The following is a 17611-nucleotide window of genomic DNA, read 5'->3' on the forward strand; positions in this document are numbered from 1 at the left end:
TACGCATCATGGCATTGATCCGGTCGCTTGCCCTGATCTTGATGACTGTCTGTGCCGCGCCCCTCGCGGCGCAGGATCTGGCCGAAGATGGCGAGACCTTCATCATCAATCTGCGTGACAGCGATATTTCGGTCCTGACAGAGGAAGTCAGCAAGATCACCGAACGCACCCTGATCGTCGATCCCAACCTCGGCGGCGAGGTCACCGTGGTCTCCGCGCAGCCCTTGTCGCAATCGGGCGTCTGGGCGCTCTTCCAATCCATCCTGCGGGTGCGGGGATTCGTGGCCGTGCAAAGCGGCGTGGTCTGGGAAATCGTGCCCGAGGCCGAAGCCCGCACCAAGAGCGGCAGCGCCGCGTCGGGTACTGCGGGCAGCCAGGATTTCGTCACCCAGCTGATGCCGCTCAACCGTCTGCCATCGGCCGAGGCCGTGCGCGTCCTGCGCCCGCTGGTCGATCCCTCGGGCTATATCGAGGCGCTGTCCGATCCCAACGCCATCGTCATCACCGACACCCAGGCCAACGTCGACCGGATCGCGGCCATCGCGCGCACCTTTGACGGAAACGCCGGGGTCAGCGCGCAGGTGATCCGTTTCAACTTCGCCGATGCAAGCGCGGTGGGGGCGGCCATCGTCGAGGTGCTGGGCGATGCGGGCACCGGGGCGCGGCTGTCGGTCGACGCCAATTCCAACGTGCTTTTGGTGCGCGGCACAGAGGCCGACATCGACCAGATCCGCCGCCTGGCGCAGGCGATGGACGTGGCCCCCCGCCAGAACCCGCGCGCCGCACTCAGCACCTATGTCTACAAGCTCCAGTTCGCCGATGCCGAAGTCGTGGCCGAAATCGTGCGTGGTACGCTTCAGGGCGGTGCCGATCTGACGAACCCGGTGGCCCAGACCATCGGCGAAGGCGACACGGCGCAAGAGGTGCTGTTGCCCGGCGCGCCCGCGCAGGACGTCGCAATCCAGGCCTCGACCGCCACCAACGCGGTGATCGTGCGCGGCACGTCCCGCCAGATCGCCGAGGTGACCTCGCTGATCAAGGCGCTGGACGTGCGCGGCGCGCAGGTGATGATCGAGGCGGCGATCGTGGAAGTGTCGGGCGACGTGGCAGACCGTCTGGGCGTGCAACTGGGGCTGGGCCAGAACCTGCCGCAAGGCGCGCTGGCCGCGACCAGTTTTTCCAACGGCGGTACGTCGGTGCAGGCGGTTCTGTCGGCCTTGGGTCAATCCGTGGGCGGCGCGCTGTCCACCGGCCTGACCGTGGGGGCCAGTTCGGGCGATTTCGGGCTGCTGGTGCAGGCGCTGTCGCAATCCACCTCGGCCAAGCTGTTGTCCACGCCCAGCATCACAACCCTCGACAACAAGCCGGCGACCATCGTGGTGGGCCAGAACGTGCCGTTCCGGACCGGAAGTTTCGCCACCGATGGCAACACCGTCACCCCCTTTACCACGATCGAGCGGCGCGACGTGGGCATCACGATGGAAGTCCTGCCGCGCGTCACCGCGGGCGGTGTCGTTCGGCTTGAGATCAGCCAGGAAGTGTCGTCGCTGGTCAATGCCACGGTCCAGGGGGCGGCCGACCTGATCACCAACCGCCGGGTCATCAACACCACCGTGCAGGCAATGAACGGCGGCACCGTGGTGCTGGGCGGCCTGATCACCGACGATTCGCAGTTTACCGAAAACAAGGTGCCGGGTTTGGGCGACATCCCCGTCGTGGGCGAACTGTTCAAGTCGCGCAGCGGGCAAAAGAACCGCCGCACCCTGTTCGTGTTCATGCGTCCCACGGTGATCGGCGGCCAGCACGATGCCCAGACCGCGGCGCAGCGCAGCTTTCAGCGCCTGCGCCAGGCCGACGCGGCCGAACCGCCCCGGTCGGTCCTGCAGGAACGGAAAGTGCGTAAACTGCCGCTGGAGATCAACGGGCTCTACTGATCCACGGGTGCTGCGCCGGCGCTGCGGCCCAGCACCACCGCGGCCAGCAGCCCGTTGCCCGACAGATAGCCGCTGTCGCTTTTGCCCGACACGCCGCAGGCCGCGCCACCGGCGGCGTAAAGGTTCACAAAGGTGCCGCCATCGCGATGGCGCACCAACCCGTCGCCCTGGGTCTCGAGCCCGCCCTGGGTATGAAACAGCGCCCCGGTCACTCGCACCGCGGCAAAGGGCGGCGACAGCGGCGTGGCGCCGAATGTGCGCCCGAAGCTGTCCGTGCCGCCCGTCGGTATCGCCTTCAACGTGTCCTGCAGCGCCTGTTCCGGCAGGTCCAGCACTTCCGCCAGCTCGGCCAGGGTGTCGGCGGTCCTGATCGCGCCTTGCGCCTCGGCCTGTTTGAAATCCTCGAACTGCCGGGCAATTCCGGCGATGCGGGCGTCGAAAATCGTAAAGGCCACGCCGCCCGGTTGCGCCAGCACGGCGCGGGCAGCCTCCGAATACCCCTGGCTTTCGTCCCAAAAGCGCTGGCCGTCGCGGTTCACCTGGACGCCGCCTTGCGTGATCGTGGCCCAGGTGATCAGGATGCCATGCGGATGCGCCACGTTGCCATGACCCTGGTAGGCCCCCAGATGACGCGTCTTCGCGCCCAATCCGTCGGCCCACAGAACCGCCTCGCCGCGGTTGCCGTCATGGCCGAACCAGACCGCCTTTTCGATCAGTGGCATATGCGCGCCCACCAGATCGCGGTTGCCGCCAAAGCCGTTGCAGGCGAGAATCAGCTTGGCGCAGCCGATGCGCTCGGTGCTGCCGTCGGGCAGGGTGGCCTGCACCCCGGTGACGCGCCGGCCGTCATGATACAGAATCTCGGCACGGCGTTCGCAGATGATGTCGATGCCCCGATCCTCGCAGGTCGCGCGCAGCCTGTCGATCAGCTCTGCGCCGGCGCGGCTGGGCAACCCGTGCATCCGGCGGCGGCTGTGGCCGGGATAGTCGAAATCGGTCACTACCGAAAACGGCAGGTCGAAGCGCTCCGCCAGCCAGTCGATGGCGGGGGCCGCGCCCCTGGCCAGGGCCGTCACGAGGTCGGGATCGTTTTCGTCCTTCGCCTTGGCCTGGATGTCGGCGGCAAAGCGCGCGGCGTCGTCGTCGATCCCCGCCGCACGCTGAAATGACGTGCCCGCCGCCGGGATCAGCCCCGCCGACAAGGCGGTGGAGCCCGCGGGCACCGGGTCCGCCTCCAGCACCAGCACTGCCTGGCCCGCCTCCTGCGCGGCCAGTGCGGCGACCATGCCGCAGGCCCCCGCGCCGATGATCAGCGTCTCGACCTCCAGCGTGAAGCCGCTGTCGGGCGTGGGGGCTGTGTCAGCCATCCGTGGCCTCGTACTTTGCCCCGCGCGCCAGCATGGCGTCGGTGCCGATGCGTGCGTTCAACCCGTCGAAATCGAACATTCGGTCCTTGAAGGGCGTGTTCGACCCGTTGGCATGCAGGCTGGCGTAGTAATCCTGCGCGGTGCGGGCCAGCGCGCGCACGATGCCGCCCGGAAAGATCGCGATGGAAAATCCCATGTCCTGCAGATCGCCCGCCGAGGAAATCGGCGTCGCCCCGCCCTCGACCATATTGGCCAGCAGCGGCACGCGCGTCCGAAAGGTGTCGGTGATGGTGCGCATCTCGCCGCCCGTCCTAGGGGCTTCGATGAACATCACGTCGGCGCCCGCGTCGATGTAGCGGCCCGCGCGGTCCATCGCCGCGGCAAAACCATCCACCGCGATGGCATCGGTCCGCGCCACGATCAGCGTCTCGTCGCTGCGCCGGGCATCGGCCATCGCGGCGATCTTTCCAACCATTTCCGCCGCCGGGATCAGGCTCTTGTCGCTCAGGTGTCCGCAGCGTTTGGGATAGCTCTGGTCCTCGATCTGGAGGGCCGATGCCCCGGCGCGCTCGTATTGGCGCATTGTGCGCTGCGCGTTCAGCGCGTTGCCAAAGCCGGTATCGGCGTCGATGATCACCGGAACGTCCACCCGGTCGGCGATCAGCGCCATCGTGTCGGCCATTTCCGTCACGCTGGTCAGGCCGATGTCGGGTCGTCCCAGCCGGGTATAGGCAACGGCGGCCCCCGACAGGTACAGCGCGCCGAACCCCGCCTCGGCGGCCAGCGCGGCGGTCAGCCCGTCATAGACGCCGGGCGCGACCAGGATGTCGGGTCGGGTCAATCGTTGGCGCAGGCTCATGTCGTCGTCTCCAGCAGCTTGAGCGCCTCGGCGCAGGTCATGGGATGGGTCACGGTGCCCAGCGACAGGATCGTCGCATCGTGCACGTCGTCGCGGAAGGCCGCGCAGCCATCGGTCAGCATCACGGTGTCGATGTTGCGCAGATGCGCGTCCCGCAGGGTGGATGCCACACCGCCGTTGGTGACGATACCGCCGACGATCAGCGTGCCGATGTCGAGGGCGCGCAGGATGTACTCCAGCCGGGTCTGGTAGAACGCGGAATAGGCGACCTTTTCGACCGTGTAATCCGCCGGGGCCAGCGCGTCGACAAGGTTGTGGCCGAATGCGCCGGGCGCGAAGTCGCCCTTGCCGAGGAAGGGGCGCAACGCCTTGAGGTGCGGCGCGATCAGCGGCGCGCCGCCCGGTCCCGGCACAAGCGTGAACTGCGCCGAGACATAGGTGCCGCCCCTGTCGCGCAACGCGTCGCGCAGGGGTGCGATGCGGGCGGGCAGGGCGGCGATGGCGGGTGCGCCTTGCCCCGCGCGGCCGTAGGCGCCGTCGGGGTGCAGAAAATCGTTCTGCAGGTCGATGGTCAGCAGCGCGGTGCGCTTGGGGTCAAGTCGCGGGGCGCTCACGGCGTGGCCTCCTTGGCGGCGATCACGGTGTTGCCGTAGGCGTCCACCGTGCCGCGCAGATGCGGTTCGATCAGCACGGTCGTGTCCGGCTGCTCGAGGATCGCGGGGCCGTCGATCACCGCGCCCACCGGCAGGTCGAGCCGATTGTAGATCGCCGTATCGAACCATTGATCGCCGAAATGCACCCTGCGTTGACCCTTCAGCGCCGCCTCGGCGCTGCCGCCGACGGGCGCCAGCGTGCCAAGGTCGAACTTTGGCCGCTTGCCGGTCACGGCGGAGCGCAGGTTCATCACCCGCCGCACACCGTTCTTCAACAGCCGCCCGTAGGCCCGCAGATAGGCGTCGTCGAAGGCCTTTGCGATCTCAACCTGAGTGGGCGGCGTGACGGTGCCGTGGGTGACCGTGACGTCGATGGGCACCGACACGGTATGCGTCTGCCCGACATAGGCCATGTCCAGTTCGAACGCGATCTCGCGCGCCTGGAACGTCGTCCTCGCGGCATCCAGCAGCGCCAGCCCCCGGTCCACGTGGTCCTGCATGAAGCTGGCCAGCGCGTCCGCGTCCAGCCCGTCCAGCAGGGCGTTGATGGTCTGCACGAAATCCTGCCGCATGTCCGCGATCACGCAACCCATCGCCGATGTCACGCCGGGATAGCGCGGCACGATGGCGCGCCCGATGCCGACCTCGGCCAGCATCGCACCGGTGTGCAGCGCGCCGCCCCCGCCAAAGGGCATGAAGGCAAACCGCTTGGGGTCGAAGCCGCGTTCGATGCTGACCAGCCGGATTGCACCGGCCATGCGCGCGTTGGCCACCCGCAGGATCGCCTCGGCCGCTGCCTCGGGGTCAAGGCCCAGCGGATCGCCCACATGCACCTTGATCGCGGCACGCGCGCCATCGACATCCAGCCGCTCCAGCTTGCCGCCGATGGGGCTTTCGGGGTCGATGCGGCCCAGCACGACGTTGGCATCCGTGACGGTGGGGCGGTCGTTGCCCTGGCCGTAAGCCACCGGGCCGGGCGTCGATCCCGCGCTTTCGGGCCCGATGTTGAGCAGTCCGCCCTTGTCCACCCAGGCGATCGATCCCCCGCCCGCGCCGATGGTCGTGATCTCGATCATCGGGGAGCGCACGACCATGCCGAAGTCGATCGAGGTCTGGGGCGACAGCATCGACTTTCCGCCCGCGATCAGCGACACGTCGAAACTGGTGCCGCCCATGTCGCCGGTGATCACGTCGTCGAACCCCGCCTCGGACGCGATGTAGCCCGCCGCGATGACACCCGCCGCCGGACCGCTGAGCGCCGTGCGCACCGGCAGGCGCGACGCGGTATCGACGGCCATCACGCCGCCGTTCGACTGCACGATCATGAACTCGCCGCCAAACCCGCCGTCCTTGAGCGCCAGTTCCAGCCGGTCGAGGTAGCCCGAGACCTCCGGTTGCAGGTAGGCGTTGAGCGCGGTGGTCGAAAAGCGTTCGAATTCGCGGATCTCGGGCAGGATCTCCGACGAGGCCGAGACGTGGTCGTTGGGCCAGATCTCGCGCAGGGCGGCCACCGCCCGGGCCTCGTTCTCGGCGTTGGCGTAGCTGTTGGCGAACATCACCGCCACGGCAAGGCAGCCCTGATCCAGCAACTCCGCCGCCGCCGCGCGCACTGCGTCCAGATCGACGGGCGTGCGGATCGTGCCGTCGGCCAGCACCCGTTCGGGCACCTCCAGGCGCAGATCGCGCGGCACCACCGGTTCGAAATCGCCGCGCAGGCCCCAGGTGCGGGGCCGGTCGCGACGGCGCATTTCCAGCACGTCGCGCAATCCGGCGGTGGTGATGACGCCGATCCGCGCGCCCTTGCGTTCCAGCAGCGCATTGGTGCCCGCCGTCGTGCCGTGCACCACGACTGAAATCTCGCTCAGGTCGCTGACCCGCTGGCCGATGCCGTCGAGAAAACCGCCCGACTGGTCGGGGCGCGTGGTGGGCACCTTGGCCACCTCCGCCGTGCCCGCCGCCTCGTCCAGCACGAACACATCCGTGAATGTGCCGCCCACATCTACACCGATCATCTTGCTCATGTGCGGGGCTCCTTCGTCCAGGCATCGCCGTAATGTTTGGTGGCCTCGCCCGCGCTCAGCAGGCCCATCGCCACATCGCGCGCCACGGCGGCGGGCGCCCGGCCCGACGCCGCGCCATAGCCGCCGCCGCCCGGTGTCTCCAGCCGTACCGACTGGCCCTGCCGCAGGGCGATGCCACGCATCTTCGACGCCAGCGGGGGGCTGTGCCAGCCGTCGTCCTGCTCGAATTCAAAGCGGTTCATCGCGGCCGCGCCGCCGCCTGCCACGCCTTGCGGCGCGTGCCGGCCCCGTTCGCCGAACAAGAACGCCTCGGCGCCGTTTTCCTCCAGCACCTCGATCTCGTAGACCGCGCCCATGCCGCCGCGATGTGTCCCCGGTCCGGCGCTGTCGGGGCGCAGCGCCCATTGCTTGAACATCACCGGATAGGCGGCCTCCAGAATCTCCATCGGCGGGATCGTCGCGGTGGAAATCGGCGCGTTGCCGTGGTTCAGGCCGTCGCTTTCCGAAGATCCGCCATGCCCGCCGCCGTAGAATGAAAACATCACCCACGGCTGCCCGTTCTTGCGCTTGCCCGCGATCGACAGCGCGTTGATCGTGCCATAGGCATTGGCGACGACGCGGTCGGGTGCGGCCTGCGCCGCAGCGGAAAAGATCACGTCGATCATCCGCAGGATGGTTTCGGTATAACCGCCCACGGGGGCCGGAAACTTCGCCGACAGCATGGATCCTTCGGGGATCAGCACGCTGATGGGGCGCATCACGCCCGCGTTCGCGGGCAGGTCGGGAAAGATATGCTTGATCGCGACATAGGCGGTCGCCACCGCCGTCGGCAGCGCGATGTTCACCGGCCCGGCACACCGCGGCGCGGTGCCCGCGAAATCCAGCGTCATGGTGTCGCCCCGGATCTCGAGCGCGACGGTGATCGGCAGCGCCACGTCGGTGATGCCGTCGTTGTCGAGGTAATCCGTCGCCTCCCAGCGGCCATCGGGCAGCGCCTCAAGCTCTGATCGCATCAGCGTCTCGGCGCGTTCTCCCAGTGCATCGAGCCCCGCGCGCACGGTGTCGGGGCCGTATTCGGCCAGCAATTCATCCATCCGCCGCACACCCAGGTCCAGCGCGCCCAGTTGACCGTTCAGATCGCCCTGCGCCGATTGCGGCAGGCGGGTGTTGCGCATCAGGATGTCGATGATGTCGGTGTTGACTTCGCCGCCGCGCGCCAGCCGCACAGGCGGCAGAACGAAGGCCTCCTGGAACGCGTCCGTCGCGGCGGGGTTGTAGTTGCCCGGAACGGCGCCCCCCACGTCGTGCCAGTGGCCGACGCTTGCCAGATAGCAAAACAGCTTGCCGTCGTGGAAATAGGGCCGCACCAGCCGCATGTCGCTGAGGTGCGTGCCGCCGATATGCGCATCGTTGAAGATATAGATGTCGCCGTCGGCCAGATCGCCATGCTCCGCCGCCTTGTCGATCACCGCCTTCACGGCAAACGACATCACGCCCACGAAAATCGGCAGACCGGATTTTCCCTGCACCAGCGTGTCGCCGCTGGTGGCGTGATACAGCCCGTGGCTGGCGTCATGCGCCTCGGCGATAATCGGGTTGAAGGCGGCGCGAAACAGCGTCGCGTCCATCTCGTCGGCGATCTGCTCCATGCGGCCCGCCAGAACGGCCAGCGTGATCGGGTCAATCTCGGTGCTCATGGGTGTTCTTTTACCTCTGCAATGTCGTTCCAGACGTCCTGTCGCGTGATCTTTCCGCCCGTGACCTCGAACCGGTCGATAAACCGGATGCCCTCGAAGGCGGTGCCATCGGGCCATTCGCCCGACAATGTGCCGCGGGTATAGACGACGGCGCCCTCCGCGCCCTGAAACGCCTCCGTACCGTCATAACTCTTGCGCACGAAGGCATAACGCGGCTTCGACCAGGCGATCAGCGCGTCCAGCGTGGTCATCGGGGCGGCGCCGGGAAAGGTCATGGTGAACCCGTCGGCCAGAAAAGCGCGGGCCGCGTCCAGATCGCGCGCCTCCATCGCATCGAGATACTGGCGCACGATCAACGCGGGATCAGGCAGGGCGGGCGCCGGGCTGCGATGGGTGCCGCCGCGCATGTACTGGCCGGGTTTGCGTTCGTGCAGCATCACGGTGATCGCCTCGGGGGCCGCGGGAACGACAAAGCGAATCGCATCCGTCACCGCCCGGCCAAGCCGCGTTTTTTCCGTGTCGCTGTAGCCCTCTATCAGGTGAATCTCCGCCACCGGCATGATCCGCTCCTCCGCTCAAGTTGTATTTTTTGTAATACAGATAAGCGATTAAGGAAAGATCATATATTTTAGGATTAAAAAATACAGATACTTGCTTTTTGACCGGGGGCGGGTCATCTTCGGGGCATGTTCACAAGGGCTGAAATGGTGCGCGACAACGTCAAGGCAACACTTCCCGAAGGCGGTAAGGCGCGGCGCGTGTACCTTCTGCTGCGCGACGAAATCGCGCAAGGCCAGTACCCCGACGGCGGCTTTCTTCCCGGCGAGACACGTCTGGCCACCGCCTTTGACGTCAGCCGCGTCACCATCCGCCGGGCGCTGGATGCCCTGGAGGGCGACGGGCTGATCGAGCGGCGCGCAGGCAGCGGCACCCTGGTGCGGGCCGGGCGGCCGGGCGGGGCGACCATGTCCGCCGACATCACGACCCTGATCCCGCAGCTGGTCGAGATGGGTCAGTCGACCACGGCGCGGCTTTTGTCGTTCGCCTATGCGACCCCGCCCGACGCGGTCGCGCGCGAGATGCAGCTTGCGCCGGGGGCGCGGGTGCAGACCGCCGTGCGGGTGCGCAGCGCGGACGGGCAGCCGTTTTCCCACCTGACCACCCATGTCCCCGAGGATATCGCGAACAACTATTCCGAAGGCGATCTGGCCACCACGCCGCTGCTGCGTTTGCTGGAGCGGTCGGGGGTGCAGATCGGCGGAGCATCGCAATCGGTGACGGCGACACTTGCCTCGCCAGACGTGGCCGCGGCGCTCGAGGTGTCGGTCGGCTCTGCGCTGTTGTCGCTGACGCGCATCGTGCGGGATGGTGACGGGCGCGGGGTGGAATACCTGTCGGCGCTGTACCGGCCTGACGTGTTCAACCTGCAGATGACGCTGACGCGCGTGGGCAACGGGGCCGCACGGCATTGGGAACCGGTGGTCGGCGGTGCGGCGCCCAGGGGGGCGTGCGAATGAGCGTGCCGCAAACCCTGCTGCAAAAGCTGTGGGCCACGCACGAGATCGTCGCCCGCGAGGATGGCGCATCGCTGCTCTGGGTCGATCGGCACCTGGTGCACGAAGGGTCGCATCACGCTTTTGCCAAGCTCAACGAACGCGGCGCGCGGGTGGCGCACCCCGAACTGACCTTTGGCGTGGTCGATCATTACGCGCCGACGCGGGGCCGCGATGACGTGACCGACCCCAAAATCCGTCGCATGATCGACACCTTGAAAACCAACGCGGCCGATCACGGCATCACGCTCTTCGGGCTGAACGATCCGCGTCAGGGCATCGTGCATGTCCTGGGGCCCGAGCAGGGTCTGACGCTGCCTGGGCTGCTGATCAATTGCGGCGACAGTCACACCTCGACGCATGGTGCCTTCGGGGCGCTTGCCTTTGGCATCGGCGCGACCGAGGTGGCGCATGTGCTGGCCACGCAGTCGATCTGGCAACGCCAGCCCGGATCGATGCGGATCACCGTCAACGGGACGCTCGGCCCCGGTGTCACGGCCAAGGATATCGCCCTGCACTGGATCGCCGGGCTGGGCAGCGACGGGGCGCGCGGCTTTGCCATCGAATATGCCGGCGACGCGGTGCGCGCCCTGTCGATGGAAGGGCGGATGACGCTGTGCAACCTGAGCATCGAAGGCGGTGCGCGGTTCGGCATGGTGGCGCCCGACGCGGTGACCTTCGAGTATCTGGCCGGGCGTCCCTTTGCGCCCGAGGGCGCCGATTGGCAGGACGCCTGCGCTGCCTGGGCAGACCTGCGCAGCGACCCGGACGCCCAATTCGACCGCGAGGTGGCGATCGACGCCGCCGATATCGCGCCGACCGTCACATGGGGCATCACCCCCGCGCAGGCGGTGCCGATCACCGGGGCGGTGCCGCAACCCGACAGCCAGACCGAACGCGAGGCGCTCGACTACATGCATCTCACCCCGGGACATCCCATTGCCGGCACGGCGGTGGATCAGGTGTTCATCGGGTCGTGCACCAACGCGAGGATCGAGGATCTGCGACTGGCCGCCGCCGTGCTGCGCGGCCGCAAGGCCAAAGTGCCCGGCGTCGTGTCGCCCGGATCGACGCTTGTGCGCTTGCAGGCCGAACAGGAGGGTCTGGACAAGGTCTTCACCGACGCGGGCCTGGACTGGGTCGGCGCGGGCTGTTCGATGTGCGTGGGCATGAACGGTGACATCGTCCAGCCCGGCAAACGCTGCGCGTCCTCAACCAACCGCAATTTCCGGGGAAGGCAAGGCCCCGGCGCGCTGACCCATCTGATGTCGCCCGCGATGGTCGCGGCGGCGGCGGTCACGGGCACGCTTGCCGATGTGCGCCCCCTGCTGGACGGACGCGGCGCATGAGCGGCTGGACCACGCATACCGGTCAGGCCGCCGTGCTGGGCGCGGCCAATATCGATACCGATCAGCTGATCCCCGCGCGCTTCATGTCGGCCAGCCGCGCCGAGGGCTACGGCGACTACCTGCTGCATGACGTGCGCGATCGCTACGACCTGAAGGACGGCGACACGATCATCGTCGCGGGTCGCAACTTCGGCAGCGGGTCGTCGCGCGAGGCGGCGGTCTATGCGCTGGCCGATTTCGGTATCCGCGCCGTGATCGCGCCGAGCTTCGGCGATATCTTCGCCTCCAACGCGGTCAACAACGGCCTGCTGCCCGCCCGCGTGGACGCCTCGGACCTGGGCCGGTTGACGGGCACGATCACCGTCGATCTGGACAGCGCCACATTGACATGCGGCGACGCCCGCATACCGTTCGAGCTGGATCCGATCTGGCGGCTCAAACTGATCAAGGGGTGGGATGATATCGATCTGACCGCACAACACGAGGATGACATCGCCAGCTTTGCCAGGGCGCGCCGCGCGGCCCGACCCTGGGCATGGCCGGCGGACAAGGGAACGTGATTGCGCGCGAGGGGGCGTTCCCCTTGGCGCATCGGCAAGCGGGCGCATCCAGGCGCCCGAAACAGGGAGGGGGCCGCAGACCGCGCGCCCCGACAACAAGGAGAAGACCCCAAATGAAGATGACATTTCTGAGCGGCATGCTGGCCGGTGCCACGCTGATGGGCACCACCGCCCTGGCCCAGGACACGCTGACAGCCGTGCATGCCTTTCCCGAAACGCTGATCTATACGCAGTCGTTTCTTGAATTCGTCGACAAGGTGAACGCCGCCGGCGAAGGCGTGGTGCAGATCGAAGTGCGCGGCGGCCCCGAGGCGATCGGCATGTTCCAGCAGCCCGACGCGGTGCGCGACGGGATCGTCGACATGGTCTATACCCCCGGTTCGTTCTACGCCGGCACGGTGCCCGAGAAAGACGCGATGGTCGCCTCCAACCTCACTGCCGTGGATACGCGCGCCAATGGCGGCACCGACCTGATGAACGCCATCCACCAGGAAAAGATGGGCGTCTATTACCTGGGCTGGTTCGACAGCGGCGTCAGCTACAACCTGTGGACCCGCGACGAACCCACGTTCGACGCCGATGGCAACCTGGATGTGCAGGGCCTCAAGCTGCGCGGCAACGCGGTCTATAACGCGTTCTTCACGAACTACCTGGGCGCGCAGGTGATCGACCTGCCGACCGGCGATGTCTATTCGGCGCTGCAGCGCGGTGTGGTGGACGCGACCGGCTGGACCCAGATCGGCCTGATCGACCTCAAGTGGAACGAGTTCCTGAACTACCGGATCGAGCCGAACTTCTTTTCCACCGACCTTGGCGTGATCGTGAACCTCGAGAAGTGGAACAGCCTGAGCGACGAGGCAAGGCAGATCCTGCAGGACGTGGCGATCCAGCACGAGGCCGACAGCGTGGCCGCACTGGCCGAAAAGCGCGAGGCGGATTTCGCGGCGCTGGCCGAGGGCGGCATGAAGGTCGTTTCGCTGGAAGGCGAGGCCAAGGCAAACTACCTGGCCGCCGCGCGCGACAAGACCTGGGAGCGGATGCGCGGCCTGATGGCCGAAAGCCCGCAGGGCGATGCCAACTACGACGCGCTGATCAAGCTCTATTACGATCCCGCGAAGGACAAGTAAGCCCGACAGGGCACGGCACGCAGGCGGCCCGGATTTTCGGGCCGCCTGAACCATGATTGGGGCAGGGACGATGCAAACACTGGTGCGGGCCTACGACGGTCTGGTGAACGTCATGGCGGCGGTGTCGGGGGGCATGCTGCTGTGGCTGATGATCTCGACCATCGTGTCGGTGCTGATGCGCAACCTGGGGATGCAACCCTTTGCGTGGCTGTTCACGTCGTCGGAATACGCGCTTTTGTACATGACCATGCTGGGCGCGCCCTGGCTGGTGCGCCACAAGGGGCATGTGCACATCGAACTGGTGACCGCGGCGCTGCCCGGCGCGATGCGGCGCATCGTCAGCCGTCTTGTCGCGCTGGGCTGCGTGGCGATCTGCGTGATCCTCGCGTGGAAGGGGCTGGACCTGATGCTCACCAATCTCGAGCGCAACGATTTCGACGTGCGTGCCTATTTCTTCCCCCGCTGGATCCTGACCGCATCCTTTCCGCTGAGCTTCGGCATCATGGCGATTGAATTTGCGCGGTTCGTGTTCGGCTCCGAACTGATGCACTCCGGCGAAGCAGGGATACACGAATAATGGAATGGTATGAGGCACTTGGCCTGCTGCTGGGCTCCATCATGGTCTTGATGGCCATCGGCATGCCCGTGGCGCTGGCGTTTCTGGCGGCCAATATCATCGGCGCATGGGTGTTCATGGGCGGCGAGCGCGGCGTGACGCAGCTTTTGTCGAACGGGCTCGGCTCTCTGACCAGTTTCGCGCTGGTGCCCATTCCGCTGTTCCTGCTGATGGGAGAGATCTTCTTTCACACCGGTCTTGGCGGGCGCATGTTCAACGCCATCGACAAGCTGCTGGGCAAGCTGCCGGGCCGTCTGTCCTATGTGACGGTGCTGGGCGGCACCGGGTTTTCGACGCTGTCGGGCTCCTCGATGGGCTCCACCGCGCTGCTGGGCTCGCTCATGGTGCCTGAGATGACGGCGCGCGGCTACAAGAAGTACATGTCCATCGGCCCCATCCTGGGCACCGGGGGGCTGGCGATCATCATCCCGCCGTCGGCGCTGGCGGTGCTGCTGGCGACGCTGGCGCAGATCGACGTGGGCGCCCTGCTGATCGCGGGAATCATTCCGGGCCTGATCCTCGCGGGCTTCTATATCGCGATGATCTACCTGCAGACCCGGCTGGACCCGGACGCGGCCCCCGCCTATGCCGTCACGCCCATGAGCCTTGTCACCAAGGTGTTGCTGCTGCTGCGCGACGTGATCCCGATGCTCAGCGTCATGGTCATCATCGTGGTCGGCATGATCTACGGCCTCGTCACCCCGTCCGAGGCGGCCGCCTTCGGTGCGCTGGGCGTCCTGATCCTCGCGGTGGTGTTCCGCTGCCTGACGATCGAGTCGATGAAGAAATCCATCGTCGGCGCGCTCAAGGTGACGCTGATGGCCTATCTCATCGTCTTCGGATCCGCCACGTTCAGCCAGCTTCTGGCCTTTTCCGGCGCGTCGTCGGGCCTGATCCGCTGGGCCACCGGGTTCGAACTGGCGCCCGTGGCGATGCTTTTGGTGATGTTCGGCGTGCTCTTGATCCTCGGCATGTTCATGGAACAGATTTCGATGATGCTGCTCACCGTGCCGATCTTTTTCCCGCTGGCGATCTCGCTGGGCTTCGATCCGATCTGGTTCGGCCTCATCATGTTGCTCGCGCTCGAGATCAGCTTTACCACGCCGCCCTTCGGATTGCTCTTGTTCGTGATGAAGGGCGTGTCGCCGCCCGACACCACGATGCGCGACATCTACATGTCCGCGATGCCCTATATTGCCTGTTCGCTCTGTGTCGTCGCACTGCTGATCGTGTTCCCGCAACTGGCTCTTTGGCTGGTGGGCTAGGGGGCAACGGCTTGACATCACGGCCGATGCCTTATCTCTGGACTGCAACCGTTTCAGCAAAAGGACCGATGCCATGATGAAAACCCGTGCCGCCGTCGCCGTGGAAGCCGGAAAACCGCTCGAGATCATGGAGGTGAACCTCGAAGGCCCGAAAAAGGGCGAGGTGCTGGTCGAGATCAAGGCGACCGGCCTGTGCCACACCGATGAGTTCACCCGCTCCGGCGACGACCCCGAAGGCATCTTTCCCGCCATCCTCGGCCACGAGGGCGCGGGCGTCGTGCTGGAGGTGGGCGAGGGCGTGACGACGCTGGAGCCGGGCGACCACGTGATCCCGCTCTACACCCCGGAATGCCGCCAGTGCGAATACTGCCTGTCGGGCAAGACCAACCTCTGCCAGGCGATCCGCGTCACGCAGGGCCAGGGCCTGCTGCCCGACGGCTCGACCCGGTTTTCGATGCTCGACGGCACGCCGATCCACCACTACATGGGCTGTTCGACCTTCGCCAATCATACGGTCGTGCCCGAAATCGCGCTGGCCAAGGTCCGCAAGGATGCGCCGTTCGACAAGATCTGCTACATCGGCTGCGGCGTGACCACCGGCATCGGCGCGGTCATCAACACCGCCAAGGTCGAGATCGGCGCGCGTTGCGTGGTCTTCGGGCTGGGCGGCATCGGTTTGAATGTCATTCAGGGCCTGCGGCTGGCCGGGGCGGACCAGATCGTGGGCGTCGATCTGAATGACGACAAGGCCGAGATCGCGCGCCACTTCGGCATGACGGATTTCGTCAATCCCAACGACGTCGAGGGCGATATGGTGGCCCATCTGGTCGAACTGACCAAGGGCGGCGCCGATTACACCTTTGACGCCACCGGCAACACCAAGGTCATGCGCACGGCGCTCGAGGCCGCGCACAAGGGCTGGGGCGAGAGCATCATCATCGGCGTGGCGCCTGCCGGGGCCGAAATCTCCACCCGTCCGTTCCAGCTTGTCACCGGTCGGGTCTGGCGCGGCACCGCGTTCGGCGGGGCCAAGGGGCGCACGGATGTGCCACGGATCGTCGATTGGTACATGTCCGGCAAGATCGAAATCGACCCGATGATCACGCACAAGCTCAAGCTCGAAGAGATCAACCACGGCTTCGAGCTTATGCATCAGGGCAAATCGATCCGCGCCGTGATCGAATTCTGACCCGGACGCGCGACACGACCCCGCCCGCGCCAGGGACGGCGCGGGCGACCCTTTTCCGTTCAGGGCCCCGCACATGCCAGCATCCGACCCCACAGGCGGCGCGCGGCGCAACATCGCGCTGTACCCGTGGTTCAAGTTTTTTCAAAACCTGATCTTCTGGCAGGCGATCTGGTTCCTGTACTTTCAAGACACCCTCTCCGCGGCGGCGGCGATCCTGCTCTATGTGGTCTATGACGTCACCACGACCGTGCTCGAGGTGCCGTCGGGCTACATGTCGGACCGGCTGGGGCGGCGCATCACCCTGATCGCGGCCACGCTCTGCGGTGCCCTCGGTTCGGCGCTTCTGGCATTTGGCGACAGCTTTGCCACTTTCGCGCTGGCGCAGGCGCTGCTGGGGTCGGCGGCGGCCCTTGCCTCCGGCACCGACAGCGCGATCCTCTATGAAAGCCTGTCCGCCGATGGGCGCGAAGACGACGTCGAGGCGCAGGAGCTGCGCGCCTGGCGGTTCACGTTCTCGGCGCTTGCGCTGTCGGCGGTGACAGGCGGCGCGATGGCGCTGGTGTCGGGTGTCCTGCCCTTTGTCGCGGCGACGCTGGCCTTTGTCGGCGCGCTGATCGTCAGCCTGCGCCTGACAGAGCCCGCCCATGCCGGCACCGAGCTGCCGCAGGGCGCGGAACTGGTGCGGCTCGGGTCGCTGCGCGCGGCCCTGACAGAGCCGGTTCTGGTCTGGCTGTTCGCGCTGAGCGTGGTGATGTACGGCTTCAGCCACCTGCCGTTCATTTTCGGTCAGCCCTTCATCCTCGAGGCGCTGGGCGCGGCCGGGCTTGCCGCCGAGGCGCCGCTGGTCAGCGGTGCGGTCTCGTCGGTGATGATGCTCTTGTCGGTGGCCGCGTCGCTGGTGGCGCTGCGATTGCGCAGCTGGATGGGTCTGCCCGCGATTCTGCTGCTGGCCTTTGGCATGCAGATCGCGCTCGCGGGGGTGCTGGCGCTGACCGACAGCGCCGTCGCGATCGCCTTCCTGTTCCTGCGCATGGTTCCCGACAGCCTGTCGCGGCCCTTCATCCTCGCGCGGATCCAGCCGATGCTGCGCAACGACAGCCGCGCCACCTATCTGTCCCTGCAAAGCCTCGTGGGGCGGCTGTTGTTCGCGGCCACGCTTTATGCGGCGGCAGGGGCGACGACGGACACCGGCGCGATGCCCCATGCCGAGATCCGCCAGATTCTCGGCTGGTACGTGGCGGGGGGCATGGCGATCCTGGCGATGCTGGCCCTGGCCGCGCGGCGGGTGACGATCGACCGGCCCGCACGCCGCGGCGACGCCGATGCCTCGCACAAAGGTGACGCGACGGCGCAGGATCCAAGGTAGCTTTCGGCCCCTGACACCTGATACCATGCCGCAGCGATCCAGCGACGCCCCCCGA

General features: G+C 66.9%; 15 protein-coding genes. 9 read left to right on the forward strand and 6 right to left on the reverse strand.

The window, feature by feature from the left end; translation table 11 throughout:
• The first annotated feature begins 8 nt into the window (after nt 1–8).
• Nucleotides 9–1934 (forward strand): type II secretion system secretin GspD, encoded by a 1926-nt coding sequence (gspD, locus tag FDT80_RS13725; protein ID WP_138662872.1) that lies wholly within the window; start codon nt 9–11, stop codon nt 1932–1934.
• On the opposite strand, the gene FDT80_RS13730 is transcribed toward gspD, so the two are convergent.
• From FDT80_RS13730 to FDT80_RS13755, 6 genes are read right to left on the reverse strand one after another with little or no spacing between them, the layout of a single operon-like run.
• Nucleotides 1928–3301, reverse strand: a complete 1374-nt coding sequence (locus tag FDT80_RS13730) for an FAD-dependent oxidoreductase (protein WP_138662873.1) — start codon at nt 3299–3301, stop codon at nt 1928–1930. The genes gspD and FDT80_RS13730 overlap by 7 nt on opposite strands.
• Nucleotides 3294–4160 (reverse strand): isocitrate lyase/PEP mutase family protein, encoded by an 867-nt coding sequence (locus FDT80_RS13735; protein ID WP_138662874.1) that lies wholly within the window; start codon nt 4158–4160, stop codon nt 3294–3296. The genes FDT80_RS13730 and FDT80_RS13735 overlap by 8 nt, the downstream gene beginning before the upstream one ends.
• The gene (locus FDT80_RS13740) at nt 4157–4774 is read right to left on the reverse strand and encodes a cysteine hydrolase family protein (protein WP_138662875.1); all 618 of its coding nucleotides are present in this window, start codon (nt 4772–4774) and stop codon (nt 4157–4159) included. The genes FDT80_RS13735 and FDT80_RS13740 overlap by 4 nt, the downstream gene beginning before the upstream one ends.
• Nucleotides 4771–6834 carry a hydantoinase/oxoprolinase family protein gene (locus tag FDT80_RS13745; RefSeq protein ID WP_138662876.1) on the reverse strand — a complete coding sequence of 688 codons (2064 nt, stop codon included), beginning with the start codon at nt 6832–6834 and terminating at the stop codon, nt 4771–4773. Before FDT80_RS13745 ends, FDT80_RS13740 begins: the two co-directional genes overlap by 4 nt.
• The gene (locus FDT80_RS13750; RefSeq protein ID WP_138662877.1) at nt 6831–8531 is read right to left on the reverse strand and encodes a hydantoinase B/oxoprolinase family protein; all 1701 of its coding nucleotides are present in this window, start codon (nt 8529–8531) and stop codon (nt 6831–6833) included. Before FDT80_RS13750 ends, FDT80_RS13745 begins: the two co-directional genes overlap by 4 nt.
• The gene (locus tag FDT80_RS13755; protein ID WP_138662878.1) at nt 8528–9091 is read right to left on the reverse strand and encodes a nuclear transport factor 2 family protein; all 564 of its coding nucleotides are present in this window, start codon (nt 9089–9091) and stop codon (nt 8528–8530) included. Before FDT80_RS13755 ends, FDT80_RS13750 begins: the two co-directional genes overlap by 4 nt.
• 144 nt (nt 9092–9235) lie before the next feature.
• Between FDT80_RS13755 and FDT80_RS13760 the strand changes: the two genes are divergently transcribed.
• The 8 genes from FDT80_RS13760 to FDT80_RS13795 all read left to right on the forward strand — a co-directional run bounded on the left by FDT80_RS13760 (nt 9236) and on the right by FDT80_RS13795 (nt 17556).
• Nucleotides 9236–10048 carry a GntR family transcriptional regulator gene (locus tag FDT80_RS13760; RefSeq protein ID WP_138662982.1) on the forward strand — a complete coding sequence of 271 codons (813 nt, stop codon included), beginning with the start codon at nt 9236–9238 and terminating at the stop codon, nt 10046–10048.
• The gene (gene leuC / locus FDT80_RS13765) at nt 10045–11433 is read left to right on the forward strand and encodes a 3-isopropylmalate dehydratase large subunit (RefSeq protein WP_138662879.1); all 1389 of its coding nucleotides are present in this window, start codon (nt 10045–10047) and stop codon (nt 11431–11433) included. The genes FDT80_RS13760 and leuC overlap by 4 nt, the downstream gene beginning before the upstream one ends.
• Complete coding sequence (gene leuD, locus FDT80_RS13770; RefSeq protein WP_138662880.1) at nt 11430–11993, forward strand: 3-isopropylmalate dehydratase small subunit; 564 nt, start codon at nt 11430–11432, stop codon at nt 11991–11993. Before leuC ends, leuD begins: the two co-directional genes overlap by 4 nt.
• 113 nt (nt 11994–12106) lie before the next feature.
• The gene (gene dctP / locus FDT80_RS13775; protein WP_138662881.1) at nt 12107–13120 is read left to right on the forward strand and encodes a TRAP transporter substrate-binding protein DctP; all 1014 of its coding nucleotides are present in this window, start codon (nt 12107–12109) and stop codon (nt 13118–13120) included.
• Between the two features lie 70 nt (nt 13121–13190).
• On the forward strand, nt 13191–13697 hold the full coding sequence (locus tag FDT80_RS13780) for a TRAP transporter small permease (RefSeq protein ID WP_138662882.1): 507 nt from the start codon (nt 13191–13193) through the stop codon (nt 13695–13697).
• On the forward strand, nt 13697–15001 hold the full coding sequence (locus tag FDT80_RS13785; RefSeq protein ID WP_138662883.1) for a TRAP transporter large permease: 1305 nt from the start codon (nt 13697–13699) through the stop codon (nt 14999–15001). Before FDT80_RS13780 ends, FDT80_RS13785 begins: the two co-directional genes overlap by 1 nt.
• A gap of 76 nt (nt 15002–15077) precedes the next feature.
• Nucleotides 15078–16190, forward strand: coding sequence for an S-(hydroxymethyl)glutathione dehydrogenase/class III alcohol dehydrogenase (locus tag FDT80_RS13790; RefSeq protein ID WP_138662983.1), 1113 nt, complete (start codon nt 15078–15080; stop codon nt 16188–16190).
• A 73-nt stretch (nt 16191–16263) separates the two neighbouring features.
• Nucleotides 16264–17556, forward strand: a complete 1293-nt coding sequence (locus tag FDT80_RS13795; RefSeq protein WP_138662884.1) for an MFS transporter — start codon at nt 16264–16266, stop codon at nt 17554–17556.
• The last annotated feature ends 55 nt before the right edge of the window (nt 17557–17611 follow it).

This window comes from Sulfitobacter sabulilitoris, assembly GCF_005887615.1.
GTDB classification, from domain to species: Bacteria; Pseudomonadota; Alphaproteobacteria; order Rhodobacterales; family Rhodobacteraceae; genus Sulfitobacter_E; species Sulfitobacter_E sabulilitoris.